19 protein-coding genes are annotated in these 16,727 nt (G+C 55.2%); 13 read left to right on the top strand and 6 right to left on the bottom strand.

Features of this window, described 5'->3' with window-relative positions; genetic code table 11:
• Window positions 1-56: 56 nt before the first annotated feature.
• Entirely contained in the window at window positions 57-4,235 is a 4,179-nt protein-coding gene (locus E3E51_RS11875; RefSeq protein WP_167913320.1) for a DEAD/DEAH box helicase, read from the top strand.
• Here E3E51_RS11875 and E3E51_RS11870 read toward each other — a convergent pair.
• Window positions 4,227-4,931, bottom strand: coding sequence for an ATPase domain-containing protein (locus tag E3E51_RS11870; RefSeq protein WP_167913319.1), 705 nt, complete (start codon window positions 4,929-4,931; stop codon window positions 4,227-4,229). The genes E3E51_RS11875 and E3E51_RS11870 overlap by 9 nt on opposite strands.
• 133 nt (window positions 4,932-5,064) lie before the next feature.
• On the opposite strand from E3E51_RS11870, the gene E3E51_RS11865 reads away from it, so the two are divergent.
• Both E3E51_RS11865 and E3E51_RS11860 read left to right on the top strand, forming a co-directional pair.
• Window positions 5,065-5,337: a hypothetical protein gene (locus E3E51_RS11865; RefSeq protein ID WP_240924337.1), complete on the top strand. Its 273-nt coding sequence runs from the start codon at window positions 5,065-5,067 to the stop codon at window positions 5,335-5,337.
• A gap of 42 nt (window positions 5,338-5,379) precedes the next feature.
• Window positions 5,380-6,306, top strand: a complete 927-nt coding sequence (locus E3E51_RS11860; RefSeq protein WP_167913317.1) for an SDR family oxidoreductase — start codon at window positions 5,380-5,382, stop codon at window positions 6,304-6,306.
• Here the strand turns inward: E3E51_RS11860 and E3E51_RS11855 are convergent.
• Both E3E51_RS11855 and pfdA read right to left on the bottom strand, forming a co-directional pair.
• Window positions 6,291-7,712, bottom strand: coding sequence for a hypothetical protein (locus E3E51_RS11855; RefSeq protein WP_167913316.1), 1,422 nt, complete (start codon window positions 7,710-7,712; stop codon window positions 6,291-6,293). The two genes, E3E51_RS11860 and E3E51_RS11855, sit on opposite strands and share 16 nt — an antisense overlap.
• A gap of 82 nt (window positions 7,713-7,794) precedes the next feature.
• The gene (pfdA, locus tag E3E51_RS11850) at window positions 7,795-8,235 is read right to left on the bottom strand and encodes a prefoldin subunit alpha (protein ID WP_167913315.1); all 441 of its coding nucleotides are present in this window, start codon (window positions 8,233-8,235) and stop codon (window positions 7,795-7,797) included.
• A 100-nt stretch (window positions 8,236-8,335) separates the two neighbouring features.
• Between pfdA and E3E51_RS11845 the strand changes: the two genes are divergently transcribed.
• Complete coding sequence (locus tag E3E51_RS11845; protein WP_167913314.1) at window positions 8,336-9,175, top strand: hypothetical protein; 840 nt, start codon at window positions 8,336-8,338, stop codon at window positions 9,173-9,175.
• Here E3E51_RS11845 and E3E51_RS11840 read toward each other — a convergent pair whose 3' ends face one another.
• Entirely contained in the window at window positions 9,176-10,063 is an 888-nt protein-coding gene (locus tag E3E51_RS11840; protein ID WP_167913313.1) for an ATP-binding protein, read from the bottom strand.
• A complete protein-coding gene (locus E3E51_RS11835) occupies window positions 10,063-10,932 on the bottom strand; it encodes an ATP-binding protein (protein ID WP_167913312.1) in 870 nt (289 codons plus the stop codon). The genes E3E51_RS11840 and E3E51_RS11835 overlap by 1 nt, the downstream gene beginning before the upstream one ends.
• Before the next feature lie 72 nt (window positions 10,933-11,004).
• Between E3E51_RS11835 and E3E51_RS11830 the strand changes: the two genes are divergently transcribed.
• From E3E51_RS11830 to E3E51_RS11820, 3 genes are all read left to right on the top strand, one after another.
• Window positions 11,005-11,412, top strand: a complete 408-nt coding sequence (locus E3E51_RS11830) for a NifB/NifX family molybdenum-iron cluster-binding protein (protein WP_167913385.1) — start codon at window positions 11,005-11,007, stop codon at window positions 11,410-11,412.
• Between the two features lie 189 nt (window positions 11,413-11,601).
• Window positions 11,602-12,090: a tRNA (N6-threonylcarbamoyladenosine(37)-N6)-methyltransferase TrmO gene (gene tsaA, locus E3E51_RS11825; RefSeq protein WP_167913311.1), complete on the top strand. Its 489-nt coding sequence runs from the start codon at window positions 11,602-11,604 to the stop codon at window positions 12,088-12,090.
• Window positions 12,091-12,186: 96 nt separating this feature from the next.
• Entirely contained in the window at window positions 12,187-12,633 is a 447-nt protein-coding gene (locus E3E51_RS11820) for a CGGC domain-containing protein (RefSeq protein ID WP_167913310.1), read from the top strand.
• 35 nt (window positions 12,634-12,668) lie between these two features.
• On the opposite strand, the gene E3E51_RS11815 is transcribed toward E3E51_RS11820, so the two are convergent.
• Window positions 12,669-13,478: a hypothetical protein gene (locus E3E51_RS11815; protein ID WP_167913309.1), complete on the bottom strand. Its 810-nt coding sequence runs from the start codon at window positions 13,476-13,478 to the stop codon at window positions 12,669-12,671.
• A 127-nt stretch (window positions 13,479-13,605) separates the two neighbouring features.
• Between E3E51_RS11815 and E3E51_RS11810 the strand changes: the two genes are divergently transcribed.
• The 6 genes from E3E51_RS11810 to E3E51_RS11785 all read left to right on the top strand — a co-directional run bounded on the left by E3E51_RS11810 (window position 13,606) and on the right by E3E51_RS11785 (window position 16,722).
• Window positions 13,606-14,223 carry a NifB/NifX family molybdenum-iron cluster-binding protein gene (locus tag E3E51_RS11810; protein ID WP_167913308.1) on the top strand — a complete coding sequence of 206 codons (618 nt, stop codon included), beginning with the start codon at window positions 13,606-13,608 and terminating at the stop codon, window positions 14,221-14,223.
• A 56-nt stretch (window positions 14,224-14,279) separates the two neighbouring features.
• Window positions 14,280-14,501: a hypothetical protein gene (locus E3E51_RS11805; protein WP_167903380.1), complete on the top strand. Its 222-nt coding sequence runs from the start codon at window positions 14,280-14,282 to the stop codon at window positions 14,499-14,501.
• Between the two features lie 55 nt (window positions 14,502-14,556).
• The gene (locus E3E51_RS11800; RefSeq protein ID WP_058937848.1) at window positions 14,557-15,015 is read left to right on the top strand and encodes a NifB/NifX family molybdenum-iron cluster-binding protein; all 459 of its coding nucleotides are present in this window, start codon (window positions 14,557-14,559) and stop codon (window positions 15,013-15,015) included.
• Window positions 15,016-15,134: 119 nt separating this feature from the next.
• On the top strand, window positions 15,135-15,323 hold the full coding sequence (locus E3E51_RS11795) for a hypothetical protein (RefSeq protein WP_167913307.1): 189 nt from the start codon (window positions 15,135-15,137) through the stop codon (window positions 15,321-15,323).
• A 19-nt stretch (window positions 15,324-15,342) separates the two neighbouring features.
• The gene (locus E3E51_RS11790; protein WP_206204573.1) at window positions 15,343-16,359 is read left to right on the top strand and encodes a hypothetical protein; all 1,017 of its coding nucleotides are present in this window, start codon (window positions 15,343-15,345) and stop codon (window positions 16,357-16,359) included.
• A gap of 63 nt (window positions 16,360-16,422) precedes the next feature.
• A complete protein-coding gene (locus E3E51_RS11785; RefSeq protein WP_206204577.1) occupies window positions 16,423-16,722 on the top strand; it encodes an antibiotic biosynthesis monooxygenase in 300 nt (99 codons plus the stop codon).
• Window positions 16,723-16,727 lie beyond the last annotated feature (5 nt).

Here is a 16,727-nt window from a genome sequence, read left to right as displayed (position 1 = left end):
AAAAGTTTGTTAAGATAACCGAATAGCTTAAAAATCCAAAACCGAACCAACCTTCGATGAGCGAGGAAAGGATACGCTACGCCGAGAGGGAATACACGGATGAGGAGATATTCGAGATACTCACCGAGCCGGTTAGGGAGTGGTTTAGGAGGAAGTTTGGAACCTTCACCCCTCCCCAGCGCTACGCGGTTGTTGAAATCCACAGGGGTGAGAACGTGCTCATATCCTCTCCAACAGGTTCTGGAAAGACGCTCTCGGCGTTTCTCGCGGCCATAAACGAGCTGATACTTTTGGCCAAGGCCGGAAAGCTTGAGGATAAAATCTACGTGCTCTACGTCTCCCCCCTGAGGGCGCTCAACAACGACATCAAGAGGAACCTTGAGGGGCCTCTGGCCGAGATAAACGAGGTGGCAAAGGAGCTTGGCTATGAGATTCCGGACATAAGGGTGGGCATAAGGACGAGCGACACATCGAGCTACGAGAAGAGCAAGATGGTGAAAAAGCCGCCGCATATACTTATCACAACCCCCGAGAGCCTCGCCATAGCCCTGAACGCCCCCAAGTTCCGCGAGAGGCTCAAGACGGTCAAATACCTCATCATAGACGAGGTTCACTCGTTGGCGGAGAACAAGAGGGGAACCCACCTCGCGCTCAGCGTCGAGAGGCTCGCCAGCTGGTCGGAGAAAGAGTTTGTGAGGATAGGCCTGAGCGCGACGATACACCCCTTGGACGAGGTCGCGAAGTTCGTCTTCGGTTTTGACGACGATGGGAAGCCGAGGCCTGGCCTGATAGTTGACGTCAGCTTCGCCAAAGAGACGAAGATATGGGTCGAGAGCGTGGTTGACGACCTCGTTTATACGGACGCCGGGACGCTCAGCAATGCCCTGTACAGCCGCTTAGCGGAGCTCATCAGGGAGCACAGGACAACGCTCATATTCACAAACACGAGGAGCGGGGCTGAGAGGGTCGCCTACAATCTGAAAAAGCGGTATCCGGAGTTCGAAGGGCTGATAGAGGCACATCACTCAAGCCTTTCGAGGGAGGTTCGGCTGGACGTCGAGGAGAAGCTCAAGAGGGGAGAGCTTAAGGCGGTTGTGTGCGTCCCGGGCCATTCTAAACTCTTCACCTCGAAAGGAATCATGAGAATAGACAGCGTTGGGGACGGCGAGAGGATCGTTGGGATTGAGGACTCTAAAGGGAGATTGGTAAGATTCGAGGGAACCCATCGGATTAAATACAACTCAACGGGGGTCAAGCTCAGGACAAGGCTGGGATTTGAAGTTGAAGCCACACGGGAACATAAGTTTCTGACGATAAAGGACGGAAAGCTCACTTGGATTGAGGCGGAGAAGCTAAAACCCGGAGACTACGTTGGGGTTCTGCGCAGGTTACCAAGTCCCGATGAAGAAGTGTCCATTTTTGAAATCCTTCCAGACTCCGCTTATCTACATCTACGGATCGAATTTCTAAGGGAGTTAAAGAAGAACATTCGGGCTAAATTTGGCTCGATTAAAGAATTCACAAGAAGACTGAACATGAGTGAGAGTCACCTATCAAAGCAACTTAGGGGAGAATACCCCTTTGGCTGGAGTAAATTAAAGCTGATTCTCAGCGAAGTCGGCATGACCATTGAAGAAAACGATGTGGAGAAAATAACCTCAGACAAGAACAGCTACGAACTGCCCAAGAAGTTCACACCGGGACTGGCCAGATTGCTAGGTTTTTGGCTTGCTGACGGTTCGTGGAAGGGTGGCACAATAACACTGTTCTCCAGCGATTTGAAGATGCTTAAGCGTTATGCAGAGCTCGTCAAGGAGGAGTTTGGAATCGAGGGGAGCATAAGAAAGCAAAACGAGAGCACGTACTCCCTTGAGCTCTCATTTAACGTGCTTCTTCACATCTTCAAGGAACTCGTGGGGGAAGATGGTAAGAAATCCACCAATGGCAGATTTCCGGAAATACTCTACCGCCTTCCAAGGGAGCACAAGATTCAGTTTCTCTCCGGCTACTTCGATGGTGACGGATACCTTGAGATAAAAGAGGGCCGGCGTGTGTATTCGGCGGGCTTCGTTACGTTCAACTCCGAGTTCGCCGAAGGGATGCGCAATCTCTTGCTCCAGCTCGGAATCGTTGCGTCCATCAGGAGGAGGCACCACAATGAACGGCAGTTCTTCAGGGGGAGGGAGATAAGAAAAAAGGGTACATCCTACACCGTTGCCGTCTTGGGGGGTGAATATCTCAGGGAATTTGGGGAGCTAATAAAGCCCTGGCGTCCCAAACTTGAGAAAATAAAGGAGCTCACCGACGGTGGATACTCAAATTCAGATGTAATTCCTGGAGCTGGCAATCGTCTGAGGAGGATAAGGGAAGCGCTTGGCATCAGCTCTTACAGACTTCAAAAGATGGGAGTCTACAATCCCATGAAAGTCGAACTCGGAACCCGTGAAATCAGCAGGAGAAACCTAGTGAAACTGCTCGATTTTTACGGGAAGGTGGCCAGAGAGAAGGACGTGGACAGTGTCATTCCCGAGATTGAGGAGCTTCGAAAACTCGCTGAAGGGGACGTTTTCTTCGACAGGGTTGAATCTGTCGAATCAGTCTTCATCTCCGAGGCATACGGCATCTTGAACTCTGAAACCGGAAACTACACCGTTAATGGCTTTGTCTCGAAAAACAGCTCAACCAGCCTTGAGCTTGGAATTGACATCGGTACAATTGACCTTGTAATTCTTATCGGTTCGCCAAAGAGCGTCAACAGGGCTCTGCAGCGTATAGGGCGCGCCGGCCACAGACTTCACGACATCAGCAAGGGGGTAATCCTCGCCCTTGACCGCGACGACCTGATCGAGGTTACGGTCTTAGCTCACAACGCGAGGAACAGAAGGCTCGACAGGATAAGGATTCCCAAGAATCCCCTCGATGTTCTCGTCCAGCATCTCCTCGGGATGGCTCTCAATCAGGTGTGGAATGTTGAAGACGCATACAGGCTCGTGAGGCGCGCTTATCCGTACCGTGACCTGTCCTTTGAAGACTTCATGAGCGTTCTCCGCTATCTCGCCGGGGAGTACGCTGGGCTGGAGGAGAGGAAGGTTTACGCCAAGATATGGCTGGAGGACGGGAAGTTCGGAAAGCGCGGCAAGATGACGAGAGCCATCTACTACATGAATACCGGCACGATACCTGACGAGGCAAAGATAAGGGTTTACACCATGGACAAGCAGATGATTGGAACGGTTGAGGAAGAGTTCGCCGAAAGGCTGATGCCCGGCGACATCTTCGTCTTGGCGGGCAGAACCTACGAATTCGTTAAGAGCAGGGGCAATAAAATTTACGTAATCCCCCGCGAGGGGGCGAAGCCGACCATTCCAGCATGGTTTTCGGAGATGCTTCCGCTCAGCTTCGACCTTGCCCTCGACTTGCAGCGCTTTAGGAGAGAGGTTGCCAGCTTAATGGGCAACCACCGCGCCAAGAGCCTGCTCATGAGAAAGTACGGCATAGACGAGAGGGCCGCTAAGGCGATTTTGACTTATTTCCGCGAGCAGGCGAAGTATTCAACGGTTCCGGACGACGAGACGGTTCTCGTCGAGGAAGTCCTCGGGGAGAAGCGCAACCGCTACTTCTTCCACACCCTCATCGGAAGGCGCGCGAACGACGCCTTAAGTAGGGCCTTCGCCTACCTCGTGAGCAAGCGGAAGAACTGCAACGTCGGGATAGCGATAAACGACAACGGCTTCGCCCTGCTCCTTCCGCCCGAGAAGAGGTTGAGCGAGGAGGAGATAAGGGCGCTCTTTGAAATCGAAGAGCTCCGCGAGGTTCTTAAGAAGGCCCTCGACAACACGGAGCTCCTCAAGAGGCGCTTCAGGCACGTTGCGAACAGGGGGCTTTTAATACTGAGAAGGTATGTAGGCAGAAGCAAGCGCCTCGGCAGACAGCAGGTCATGGCCGTTGCACTCCTCAAAGTGCTCAAGGAGAATCATCCGGACTTTCCACTGCTCAAGGAGGTTTACCGTGAGATAATGGAGGACAAGATGGACGTGGAAAGCGCCGAACTCTTCCTCGGCTGGGTCAGGGAGGGCAGGATAAGGGTGGTGATCGAGCACAACGAACTCCCGAGCCCCTTCGCATTCAACCTTGAGGTGATAGGCTCAAGCGACGTGGTTCTCATGGAGGACAGGAGGGAGATGATAAAGCAGCTCCACAGAAAGATAATGGCAATGATAGATGCCTCAGGGTAGAGATATAAAGCGGTCGTGATAGACGACGATTCCACGGTCGGTTATCTCGTACGGCCGTATCGTACCATCAAAGCCACTGCCCCTGAATTTTGTTATTCGTATACCCCTCGTTAGCTTGCCCTGAATCTCAAACATCTTAAGCTCAATTACACCGTTCACCAAGTACTCCTCAACGTTCGTCTTTTCCAGCTCGGAGGTTATCAGAACGGTTGTCTTAAGCCGTGTCATGGTCTTCACAAAGGTCAAAAAGGCACGCCGATACTCTATCTCCTCGCGGGTTGTCATTTTAATCATGGTTATCGGGTCAAGAACCACACGATGGTAGTACCTCTGCCGGAATTGGTCCTTTATGGCCGAAATCATCTTGTCCATACCTTCGGAAAACGACTCAAAGAAGTTCTCCACGAGGACGTACCTCTCCGCGGTCGGGGTTGCGTCTATTATAGTCAAATTGGGAGAACTCAGGTTAAAGCCAAGCCGCTCCATATCGGTTTTCAAATTTTCGGCCGGCTCCTCCAGCGTAACATACAACACGTTCTCTCCACAGGCCACACCGGCCATCGCGAAATGCATGGCTAGGGTAGTCTTCCCTGTACCGGGGGCACCTTTTATCAGATACGTCCGTCCCGGAATCAGGCCGCCCCCGAGCATGGAATTCAACCCGGGTATGCCAACTGAGATTCTCTCGACGGTCATCTGCGCCCTCCCAATTGATGATTTGTTCTTGTGAAGATATAAGAACTTTTCGTGGTGTTCTACCGACCAGCCAAAACCAAAAAATTAAAGTAATACAATCATCACAGAATATAAATTGGTGGATACTGTGAAAATGGGAAGGTCGATCAAACTGGTTATAGAGGAAGGGAAGCTAACAGTCACTCATTGCGAGGACGGTACTAACCTTGGAGAGTTCACAATCGATGAGCTGGCCGAACTTATTGAATTTAGATACGCCACGCCATGGAACAAGAGCAAGGACATCCTTGAAAAGCTGGTTCTCATCCTCGGGGACATAAAGAACGCGTACGAACGTTCCGACGAGCCGTACCCCAAGAAGGAGAAGATACTGAAGGAGATAAAGATACGCCTCCAGAAACAGTGAAAAGTCGAAAACAGTTATAAGTTCCCCCTCCAACCACAGACCATGGCGGTAAAAAACAAACTCGTCGTGGTCACGGGAGGGGCGGGCTTTATAGGCTCCCACATCGCCTGGGAGCTGGTTAAGGACAACGAGGTAATCGTCATCGACAACCTCCACACTGGGAAGGAGGAGAACATCCCGCCGGGAGCGAAGCTCGTGAGGGCGGACGTAAGAGATTACGAATCGATAGCGGAGCTGATAAGCCACGCCGATTACATTTTTCACGAGGCGGCGCAGGTGAGCGTCGTCGAGAGCGTACGCGACCCGGTCTTCACGGAAGAAGTCAACGTCCTCGGAACGCTCAACATCCTGAGGGCCCTCCTGGAAGGCCATGGGAAGCTGGTCTTCGCCTCCTCCGCCGCTGTTTACGGGGACAATCCGAACCTGCCGCTGAAAGAAACGGAGAGGCCGAGACCTCTTTCCCCCTACGGTGTGACCAAGGCGACCGCAGAGGAGTACCTCCGCGTTTACCACGAACTCTACGGCCTGCCCGTCGTCTCTCTCCGCTACTTCAACGTCTTCGGACCGAGGCAGGGCTTTAACCAGTACGCGGGAGTTATAAGCATCTTCATCAACCGCGCCCTGGAGAACGAGCCCCTCGTTATCTTCGGCGACGGCAGGCAGACCAGAGACTTCATCTACGTGAAGGACGTCGTTAGGGCAAACATACTGGTCGCCGAAAGCAGGAGGAGCAACGGAAGGGTTTTCAACGTCGCAACCGGAAAGGGAACGACCATTCTCGAACTGGCGATGAAGGTTATCGAGATAACCGGCGCCAACAGTCCGGTACTCTTCGACAAGCCCAGGCCCGGGGATATAAGGCACAGCCTCGCGGACATAAGTGAGATTAGGAGTCTCGGCTTCGAACCGGAGTTCTCATTGGAGGACGGACTGAAGAAAACGGTGGAGTGGTATCAGGGGCGGAAGTAGAGGGTGAGGGCGTAGTCTCCTCCTCCACCCGTCCAGCAGTCATCGGGGACGGTTACCTTCGGCGCTGGATAGGTTATGGGCCTCATTCCAATCCAGTCGTAGACGCTTGGGTCATCCATTCCAAGGAACCCTTTCTGACCCAGAACGAAGTACGGGCTGAAGTCAAGGCCCAGCCGGGATGGCCAGGGGTGTCTCAGGAACCCCTCCGATTCGAAGTACATGTCGGTATGGAGGATTCCCCCGCGGCCGTACACGGCTATTGAATAAATCCCCGGACCCCATGAGGGAAGTTCTCCCAGCGGATTCCCCGCTCCGTTAACGCCATCGAGGAAGCGGCCGCTGACCTCGTAAAGAAAACCGTCGTCCGCAACCCCTATGCCGTAGTAGTTCCCATTGGTAAACGCCAGAAAATACGGACACACGGCGGGGATATCCAGACCCACCCTCCCAAGACTCGCACCGGTATCCACAGCGTATCCTGGGTAGCCGGCGTTTAAGAAGCCGTAGACATCGAATGGAAGGACGCGAACCGATGCCCCCCACAGGGTTCCTTGCAGCACAACATCGACGTCGCTGAAGTACCAGAAAACCCTGTCGGGGTTAAGGTACTCCCCCACACCGGTCCCGTTCAGATGGACGACTATCTCGGTGACCGAATCCGCCGGTACGGTGTAGTTCACCCAGAACCAGATTTTCCCGTTCGGGGAGTCGTTGAAGGCCCAGAAGTAGAGCGGGTTTCCGGAGGAATCCGTAACGTAAACCCTGCCCAAATCCGGTACGCACGACGGAGAAACCGTAAAGTTGACGACGTAGTTCCTCAGCTCGGGGTTTCCGGTGTTGTCGACGGTGACGTTTATATCTGGAACGTCCGCGGGGGGCGGGGAGTAGCTCGTTGAGCCCATCCCTATTCCCTCCACGAGGACCCCAATCCCCCCGGGACACGCGGACAAGCCCCCCAAAACCGCACCCCGTGCCTCAGAAACGGACGGCTCCGGAATCCCAAAGAACGGCGATACAACGTAGCTGGGGCTCGCGTTCAGTACAAGCGGATAGGGAGTCCCCGCGGTTACACTGGAGGGGGTTGAAAACGCGCCCCCAACGGAGTCCGTGGAGGGGAAGCCGTCCCAGAAGGAGTGGTAGCCCACCACATCGAAGCGTACCGTGAAGTTGAAGGGCCCAGGAACGTCGTCGGAGAAGACAACGGATGCTCCGGAGAGAGTCCACGTCCACCCTTCCCTGTCCCAATCCAGGGTGAGCGTTGCCCACCTGACGGGACTCCTCACTTTACAGCCACCCGCACCAACCTCCTGCACGCCAACCCTCACGCTGGGAACGGCTAATCCAACGCCAAGAACGAGCGTTACAACGAGAACCACGGCCAAGAGCTCAAACTTCCGCGGCATCATCAATCAGTATCCGCGAAGGGGTTTATAAACCCAGCCAAACACCGTTGAAAACCGAAGCTTAAAAATGAAGATGCAGCCGGAATCACCTGACTTTGAAGCCCATGGCCTGCTTCTGCTGAAGCTCCTGCGCCTTCTGGGCAAGCTCTCCCAGCTGACCCTCCAGCTTTTTGAGAGCCTCCTGGGTCCTGGCTATCGCCTCGTCGTACTCCTTTATCCTCGCATCGAGGTATGCCACCGCGTCGTCGAGGTTCTTCTCGATGGCGTAGCCGGCGCCGACGCTGACTATCGCGTTTTCCTTGTCATCTATCCTCGCCTTGAGGAAGGAGCCGGCCCCGATCGGCACCAGTATCTCTGGCTTCTCCTCCTCGACCTTCTTGAGTTCCTCAAGCGTCTCCTTCACAGCCTGGAACTCGTTCCTCCCCAGGGTGAGCAGTTCGAGGTTCTGGGCCAGGAGCTGCGCCTGGGCCTGAAGGAGCTGGTACTCGTAAGCGAGCCTTTCAAGCTGCTCGTTCATCTCGGCCATTTCACACCACCGGGAAGACTACGCGGGGAGGCTTTTAAGGTTTGGGTCCGGATTACCAAGCAGGCAAAAAAGTTATTTACTGTGTGCACGACGAAATTATGTGGTTGACATGAGCTTCGGGAAGCTACTGGTTGTTGGAATGATTCTTGTTATCGCAGCCGGACTTATCTTATCCTTCTCAGACATCCAGAATCATGGTGAAAGCACCCAACCACCAAATCACATCTCGTACACGGTATGCCCCTCCGTGAATCCAGCGTACGTTAAAGAATGGGCCAGGGAAGTGAACGGCCCTGAAAGCCTCAGGACTGTTCTGATAAAGTCATTCAACGCCTCGCTCGATCCGAATTATCCCATTGCCCTTGTGAAAAAACTGGTCGAGGACGGAAAGGCGGAAAGGGTCTATCAGAGGTATGCCTACTCCTTCGCCAACTGTTCCAAGACCGTCAGCGCCTCCTCTGGTTGGTATATGGAAGAACGTTACCTGGCCGTGCCTCCGATCAGAGAGATAACCCCCAACACCAAGGAGTTTGACATCCTCTACGGCATGATATACACGGAGATCGACGGAAAAGGAGTTGTGTTCCTGTATTATCTCTCGAATCCCGAGACTGTTGAAAGAGTTGAGGGCATCTCATTCTTCTATCCAAAGAACCTCAGCATCGCCGAGACTACCGGCGAGATAGCCTGGAGATGCTGGCACTACACCGAGAACGGGGCAGAGATAGGCTCCTGCGAGGAAGACGGGAAAGGCGAATTTGCACCCATCTTAACAGACACCACAGACTCAATAGGAATAGCAACCAACGGCATATACGGATACTTTGTGGTCGTCTTCAACGGTACGGTAAATGAGCAGGATGGCCTCCCAATCTCCCTAAAAATCGCAGTGGTAACAAACGGGAAGGAAGCAGGACTCCCCCTGGGGGGAGTCCCCTGATCACTTCAGTATCTCTTCCCTGACCCGCTCCGCTATTTCTCTCATCGCATCGGCCGCCTTTGAGTCGGGGAAGGCCTCGACAAAGGGCTTGAGCATGCTCATGCTTCTCGGAATGGCCCTGTCGTAGGGTATCTCGCCGAGTATCGGGATTCCCTCGGCCTCGGCCCACTCCCTCAGGGCAGTGAAGCCCGGGTTGAAGTCGGCCTTGTTGATGATGAGGTAAGCCGGCTGCCTGAAGTGCTGGACGACCTTGTAGGCCCTCTGCACGTCGCTGAGGGAAGCAGGGGTAGGTTCCGCCACGAGTATCGTCAGATCAGCCCCGCCTATGCTCGCTATAACCTGACAGCCGATTCCGGCGGCGCTGTCAACCACCATGTGCTTCAGGCCAAGCTCGCCCATGAGCTTCTTCGCCCACTCCTTCTCCTCGGTGACGAGCTTTCCGCTGTTGGGCCTGCCGACGTCAAGCTGGGCCGAAATCAGCGGGAAGCCGTAGCGGGTGGTCGTCTTCCTGACGACTCCAGAGCGAACCTCGTCGAGGCTTATCGTCCCCGGAACCGGACAGACGAGGCCGCAGACGTTGCAGCCCTCACAGGTCAGCTCGCTGACAACGTAGTCCCCATCAATAACCTTGATGCAGTCGTAGGGGCAGCGCTCCTGGCAGATGCCGCACCTTATGCAGCTCTCCGTGTTTATCCTCGCCACTTTTGCCCCTACCAGCTCCCTCTCCTCCTCCCAGCGCTCCACGCCGAGGAGCAGGTCGAGGTTCGGTGCGTCAGCGTCGGCATCAACGGCAACGAACCGGTACTCGTCCTTCAGCAGGTAGAGGAGCGAGGCCGTGACGGTGCTCTTTCCAACGCCTCCCTTGCCGCTCGCTATGACCAGCTGCATCACTCACCACCTCCGAGGAACTCAACGACCCTGGAAGCAATCTCCCTGAAGAGCCCCGCCTCGGGATAATCCGTCAGGACTATGGGCCTCCCCTTAACGTAGCTCCTTATGATGTTCTCGCTGTAGGGAATCTCCGCGATTACCTCCGCGCCATACTCCCCGGCAATCTCATGAACCTTGGCCACGTCGCCGAGGTCCGAGCGGTTCACAACGACCACCGCGGGAATTTCCATCAGCTTCGCCAGCCTGAGAATCAGCTCGCCGTCGTGAATGCCGAGGGGAGTTGGCTCGGTGACGGCTATGATGAGCCTTGAGTCCTCAAGGGCTTTTGATACTGTGTTGCTCGTCCCCGCGGCGGTGTCAACCATTAAAAGCTCCTTCCCAAGCCCCTGGGCGCGCTTCTTGGCCCGGGAAACTATCGGCATCGCCCTCTCCTCACCCTCAAGGAGCCTCCCAGTGACCAGCGGGAAGCCGTAGGGGGTCTCAGTGAGGTAGGTGTGCCCCATCAGCTTCTTGCCCGGCAGAATCGCCCCCGGAACCGGGCAGACTATCTCACAGGCGGCGCAGCCGGAGCAGAGGTTCGGCATCAGGAAGGGCGTCCCATCGCGCATGGTTATTATCGCGTGCTCCTCACAGACCTCCGCACACTTCCTGCAGCGGGTGCACTTCCCATAGTCGAAGCGCGGCATGAACAGTTCAACCGGCTCCTCGTTGGCCAGCTCCACGCCCAGCAAAAGGTGGTCGTTGGGAGCTTCGACATCGAGATCCGCCAGGACAAGGTCGTAGCGCTCCCTGAGCGCTATCGCCAGGTTAATCGCGACCGTGGACTTTCCGGTGCCACCTTTTCCACCACTCACCGCTATCTGCAAGTTCTCACCTCCAGAATTAGGCTAACCTAAAAGCTTTTAAGCTTTGTGCATACGCTCAAAACGGTGATGCTCATGAGGTGCCTGAAGGTCGCGTTTGGAATGGAGAACGACGAGACGCTCATAGATGCACACTACGGGGACTCGGAGTTCTTCGCGATATACGAGGTCTGTGAAAACGGGAGCGTTAAGCTGCTCGAAAAGAGGCACAACAAGGCCAGGGACTTCGAGGAAGAGGACGACGGCCACGGCGACCCCAGAAAGTTCAGGGCCGTCGTGAGCCAGCTTCTCGATGTCGACGTCCTGGCTGCTTTTAGAATGGGCCCGAACTTCCTGAGGATCCGCGACAAGACCAACAAGGTGGCATTCTTCACGAGGACGAGGGACCTTAAGATAGCCCTCCAGCGCATCGTTGAGAACTTCGACGACCTCTACAGCCAAGTTCAGGCGAAGAAAGCCGAAAAGCCGCCGATAGAGGAGTGAGCGGCGGAGTTCCTTGGACTATTCCCGAAGTTTCCCTTTTTCGCGGCTCCTGCGCGGTTTCGACTTTTCTCTTTCGCAGAGGCCGCTTAGAAAGAACTTACGATGAGGTGAGGGGCCACATCGCGCTCATCCCGCGAATTCTTTGAAAGAATTTTAAACCTCCATTCCCAACCAAGGTAGGGAACTGCCGTGAAGAAAGTAACCTACCGCTTTGTTGGAGTCGTCCACAGCCCGTTCAAAGAGCCAAGGGGTGTTCCGATACAGCCTTCGGCGGCTAGAGGGGTTAGAGGGGCCGTTGAGGTCTTCCCGGAGTACGCTCTCGGACTGAAGGATATCGAAGGGTTCTCACACATCATACTGCTCTACCACTTCCACCTCGCGGATCCAGGAAGGCTCCTCGTCAGGCCCTACATGGACGACGAGGAACACGGAGTCTTCGCCACCCGCGCCCCAAGCAGACCGAACCCGATCGGCCTCTCGGTAGTGAGACTCATCGGCGTCGAGGGAAACGTGCTCCACATCGAAGACGTTGACATCGTTGACGGGACGCCGGTACTCGACATAAAACCGTACGTGCCCGAGTTTGACATCAGAAGGGTCGAGAGGACGGGCTGGCTGGAGCGAAAGGTTCACAAGCTCCCGGAAACTAGAGACGACGGCAGGTTCGTGAAAGGATAACCGTTTATTCTTCCGCATTCACGTTGAGCAACTGCATCAGTACAAAAGCTTTAAGCCAACTTTTTTGTTAAGATGTCTGTCTAAACATTTAGGGAGATGCCGAAAATGGTAAAGATTGGAATTATAATTTGCGACCGCTACCGCACCTGCGCGGGCGGTAAGTGCTTCAGGGCGCTGAGGGAACGCGAGGGAGCCTTCAGCAGATACAAAGACCAGGATGTTGAGGTTGTCGGATACACCACCTGTGGAGGCTGCCCCGGAGGGAACATTGAATACGCCCCAGCAGAGATGAAGAAGAACGGTGCCGAGGTGATCCACCTCGCAACAGGCTTTCTGGTGGGCTATCCTCCCTGTCCATGGACAGACTACTTCAAGAGGTTCATCGAGGAGAACTACGGCCTCAAGGTCGTCCTTGGAACCCACCCCATTCCGCAGAAATACTACACGACCCACAAAGCTCTGGGCACGTGGAACTCGCCCGACTGGGAGGAAAAACTGAAGTACGTCATCTGCGATGAAGAAACGAGAAAGAAATACGACTAATGGCTGAATCAATTCCCAAAGCCAACGTTAAAACCTCACGGCCCCGTAAAGGTCAGCTTCACGGCTTCACCCTCCTCAAACCTGCCCACGAGCTTGAAGAGGGGGTTGTTGCAGTAAACCCCAACCCCCCTTATTTCCTTTCCGTTGGCCAGCACCTTGAAGTTCGCGTCAAAAATCGAGACGCCGTTTGATAATCTCTCCCCAACCGGAATCTCCAGACCGAAAAGCCTCACGTTTTCTCCATCACCAAAGAGCGCCCCGTAGCGGTAGTGCGGGAGACCGCCCTCAATGGAAAAGCCCTCTGATGCCAGGGGTGTGATGGAGCTTCCCGCGGTTTTCAATGGTCGTGCCCAGCAGTAGTTTTCCGTGCATTCCACTACCTCAAGCTCATTTCCCCTCAGAGAGAGAACCAGCTTAAGGGAAAGGGGATGCATTAAAAACGCCCCGCGCGCCCGGTAGGCGTCGTGGCAAGGCCTGAGCTCAAAGTGTGCGTGTCTGTCGCTCCAGGAGCTGAAGAAGCCCGAGACCACCATCTTCCCTAAGGAATCGCCAAGAACCAAACGTTCACCCTCCCCCACAGCGGGTTTCACGTGGAGCACCTTGAGACAGAAACCCTCAACCTTTATGATAGTGAGGTAATCCTCCCTCACGGGCACGTAGCCCGGCGTCCTGACCCTCCTCGTGGCCACCACCCTGCCCTCTTCAAAGGGAAAGAGTGCCTCGTCTGGAAAATAGACATCAACCGCAGTCCCGAGTCTGTGGGCCGGGTATGGACTGTTGTAGAAGCTCCACCACGCATCCTTTGGCACATCAAGGGCTAATTCCTCGACGATGGCTATCCTCATGGATCCCCGTTCCTTCTCCCCCCATATGAAAGTTGCGGGAACTGCGGTTCAATTGAATTAGGATAACCGAAAACTTTAAATACTGTGCATATGCACAAAATAACAGAACAAAAGTGAGGTGGTTGGGATGAGAATCGCGATACCCACCAACGGAGGGGGGCTCGAAGACACCGTTGCCCCTGTCTTTGCCAGGGCGCCCGCGTTCCTCATAGCGGACGTTGACGAAAACGGCAACGTCACCAACAGCAGGGTCATCCAGAACGGTGCCGCCATGGCCGGCGGTGGAGCCGGGCCGATGGCAGTGCAGACCCTCATCAACGAGGGCGTCGAAGCGGTGATAGCACCGCAGGTCGGCCCCAACGCCCTCGGAGCCATACAGGCCGCGGGGATAAGGCTCTACCAGGTCGCTCCGGGAACTCCAGTTGAGGAGGCGATAAAGGCCGCCACCACTGGAAGCGCCGGACAGCCTACCGCCCCAGTGCCTGCGGCTCCAACAGCCCCGACAACGCCGGCTCCAGCATATGGCCCGTATCCGGCGACGCCCACATACCCTGCCTACCCGGCTTACGGCTACGGCTTTGGCCCGGGCAGGGGCTGGGGCCGCGGTGGCGGCTGGGGAAGAGGCAGAGGCTTCGGCCGTGGATGGGGCAGAGGAGGAAGAGGCTGGGGGGCCAGACTCGGCTACTGCCCCTGGACCGGCCAGCCCAGCAGGAGAACCCTTCGCTGGCTCTACGGCTGGTGGTGAACCCTCTCTTTTTACCTTATGAGCACAAGCTTTGAGAACGTATCGGAGGAAGGAGAATGCCAAGGGGAATGGGAAGGGGATACGGCAGGCCAGGGTACGGATTTTATCCCTTCGGCGGTGCGTACGGTCTAATCGACCTGCTCTTCCTTGTGGGGATCCTGTATTTCATGTTCAAGCTATTCGTTGTGGCGTTTCCATACGCTCTGGGTCTCGCGGCCCTTCTAGTCCTCAGGTCATTCCTGAGGCCCCGTTTCTGGGGATGGGGGAGGCCATTTTGAGCGTATGCAAACTTTTTTAAGTTCGGTTTTCCTAATTCTCCAGGAGGTGATGTGAATGAGGATCATAGTCTCAACCGTAAACGGAGGGCTTGATGACAGGGTGAACCCGGCATTCGGAAGAACCCCCACTTTCACGATAGTTGACGTCGAGAACGGGGGAATAACCAACGCTCAGGTCGTCCAGAACCCCGGCTACAGCCAGCCGAGGGGAGCCGGAGTTACCGCGGCGCAGTTTTGCATAGACCAGGGGGCCAACGTTGTCATTGCGGGAAGCTTTGGGCCCAACTCATCGGGAGTACTCCAGGCCGCAGGCATAAGGATGGTCTCGGCCCCGGCCACGATGACCGTCAGAGAAGCCGTCGAAGCCTTCCTGAGGGGTGAGCTCACCCAGGCCGTTTTTGGCCCCGAGGGAGGTGGAGCCGGCGGAGGAATGGGAAGAGGTATGGGACGCGGCATGGGAAGAGGCAGAGGTATGGGCCGTGGAATGGGCGGCGGCCGCGGTGGTGGTTGGTGAACTTGAGCACCTTCTTCCAACATTTTTCGTGAGCACACTCTCAGCAAAAGTTAAAGTTCTAACATAGAGCCCGCAAAATGTTAAAATATCTCCAGAGCGGAGAAAACAATGGTGAGTCCATGCGCGGTCCGTTCCCCGACCAAGTCACCATCAAGAGGTCCGACCCCCTTGCCCGCGAAAGGACTGAAAGGTTCCAACGCGAGAGGGGAGCACTCCGGGAGTATTCAACCCTTGAAACCGTAATAGTCATCATTCTTGGAATACTCGCTCTGGGGTTCGCCGTGTTCATACTGAGAAACTACCTGTAAGATTGATAGTTGGTGAACCATGCGCCCGATAAACACCTACATGGGACACACAACGGGCGGGCGGGGGATGCAGGGGTACTTCTTCTGGTTTCTCCTCGCCTCGCTGTCAGTCTTCTTTGCCGAGGTGACGGTGGCCTCATACCTCTACCCGTACTTCACTCCCTGGGGAATAATTTCCCTCCTTCCCCTCTACGGCCTCCACACCCTGGTTCTAGCGGGAATCGTCTACCGCTTTGGGAAGCCCCGGTTCGAGACCCTCTACCTCGCGGGAATCCTCTTTGGCCTCTACGAGGCGTACATAACCAAAGTGGTGTGGAACCCTGAGTGGGACTCCGTCCTCAAGATCGGTGGCGTCGGAATCTTCGAGGTTCTCGTCGTGGTGCTCTTCTGGCACCCGTTCATGTCGTTCATAATCCCAGTTGGAGTCGCGGAGCTCCTGACTTCGGGGAGGAAGATTCTCCCCGATATCGTGCTCAGACATCCGTACATTACTGCCGCACTCCTCGGCATCGTCGAATCCTCAAATGCACCCACACCAGTCCACTCGTTCCTCTCCACGTTCTCCTCCTCGGCGTTCCTGATCCTCCTCGTACACATCTGGCTGGGGCGTTTTAAAGGCGGACGCTATGACATGGAAGGGCTCCTTCCAACGTCAAAGGAGCTAAAACCCCTGTTTCTGGCTCTCCTCGCGTATTACATCATCTTCGGCTCCCTGCTGAGAAGGGAAGCCCTCCCTGGCCTCTCCGCCCAGGCCCCAATCTGGCTGCTCTACGCGGCCACGTTCTTCCTGCTGTACCGCGCCCTAAAGAAGTCCCGAGAGCACGGAGAGGTTGGGCTCACGGAATGCAGGCTTGAACTTAGAAGGCTCAGCAGACTGACAGGGGTTTTCGTAATCTCTGCAACCGCCTCCACCTCAATCAAAACGTTCGCGCTGCCGGAGCTTGGGGTTGCAGTTATCATGGCCCTCTGGGCCTTTGCGAGCGTTGTTGCTGTCGTGAGTTTTGAGAAGAGCGCCAGATGGGCGTTTACCCAGTAATGCCGCGGGAGGTTTTTATATGATGCGGCCGAGAATAATGACGAGGTGATTTTAGTGGCAGTTATGAGGCTCTGGCACGGAAGGGTGCCGGTCGAAAAGGCGGACGAATACGAAAAGTTCCTTATCGAAAGGGCGGTCCCGGACTACGGTTCCGTTGATGGCCTTTTAAAGCTCTACTTCACGAGAAAAGATGAAGGAGATGTTGCCCACTTCCTTCTCGTCACGATATGGGACTCAATGGAGTCCATCAAGAAGTTCGCCGGTGAGAACCCGGAGATAGCTAAGTACTACCCGGAGGACGACGACTTCCTGCTGGAAAAGGAGAAGTACGTCCAGCACTACAGAATCTTCTACGAAGGGTGACCGAG

This window comes from Thermococcus sp. 21S7 (assembly GCF_012027615.1).
Lineage (GTDB): Archaea > Methanobacteriota_B > Thermococci > Thermococcales > Thermococcaceae > Thermococcus.
The sequence above is the reverse complement of the archived record's forward strand: the minus strand, read 5'-3'. Positions and strand labels throughout refer to the sequence as shown.

Excerpts from the sequence above, each read along its gene's own strand:
- E3E51_RS11875 (WP_167913320.1), top strand. The coding sequence starts at position 57 with ATGAGCGAGGAAAGGATACGCTACGCCGAGAGGGAATACACGGATGAG.
- E3E51_RS11870 (WP_167913319.1), bottom strand. The coding sequence starts at position 4,931 with ATGACCGTCGAGAGAATCTCAGTTGGCATACCCGGGTTGAATTCCATG.
- E3E51_RS11865 (WP_240924337.1), top strand. The coding sequence starts at position 5,065 with ATGGGAAGGTCGATCAAACTGGTTATAGAGGAAGGGAAGCTAACAGTC.
- E3E51_RS11860 (WP_167913317.1), top strand. The coding sequence starts at position 5,380 with ATGGCGGTAAAAAACAAACTCGTCGTGGTCACGGGAGGGGCGGGCTTT.
- E3E51_RS11855 (WP_167913316.1), bottom strand. The coding sequence starts at position 7,712 with ATGATGCCGCGGAAGTTTGAGCTCTTGGCCGTGGTTCTCGTTGTAACG.
- pfdA (WP_167913315.1), bottom strand. The coding sequence starts at position 8,235 with ATGGCCGAGATGAACGAGCAGCTTGAAAGGCTCGCTTACGAGTACCAG.
- E3E51_RS11840 (WP_167913313.1), bottom strand. The coding sequence starts at position 10,063 with ATGCAGCTGGTCATAGCGAGCGGCAAGGGAGGCGTTGGAAAGAGCACC.
- E3E51_RS11830 (WP_167913385.1), top strand. The coding sequence starts at position 11,005 with ATGAGGTGCCTGAAGGTCGCGTTTGGAATGGAGAACGACGAGACGCTC.
- E3E51_RS11820 (WP_167913310.1), top strand. The coding sequence starts at position 12,187 with ATGCCGAAAATGGTAAAGATTGGAATTATAATTTGCGACCGCTACCGC.
- E3E51_RS11815 (WP_167913309.1), bottom strand. The coding sequence starts at position 13,478 with ATGAGGATAGCCATCGTCGAGGAATTAGCCCTTGATGTGCCAAAGGAT.
- E3E51_RS11810 (WP_167913308.1), top strand. The coding sequence starts at position 13,606 with ATGAGAATCGCGATACCCACCAACGGAGGGGGGCTCGAAGACACCGTT.
- E3E51_RS11805 (WP_167903380.1), top strand. The coding sequence starts at position 14,280 with ATGCCAAGGGGAATGGGAAGGGGATACGGCAGGCCAGGGTACGGATTT.
- E3E51_RS11800 (WP_058937848.1), top strand. The coding sequence starts at position 14,557 with ATGAGGATCATAGTCTCAACCGTAAACGGAGGGCTTGATGACAGGGTG.
- E3E51_RS11795 (WP_167913307.1), top strand. The coding sequence starts at position 15,135 with ATGCGCGGTCCGTTCCCCGACCAAGTCACCATCAAGAGGTCCGACCCC.
- E3E51_RS11790 (WP_206204573.1), top strand. The coding sequence starts at position 15,343 with ATGCGCCCGATAAACACCTACATGGGACACACAACGGGCGGGCGGGGG.
- E3E51_RS11785 (WP_206204577.1), top strand. The coding sequence starts at position 16,423 with ATGAGGCTCTGGCACGGAAGGGTGCCGGTCGAAAAGGCGGACGAATAC.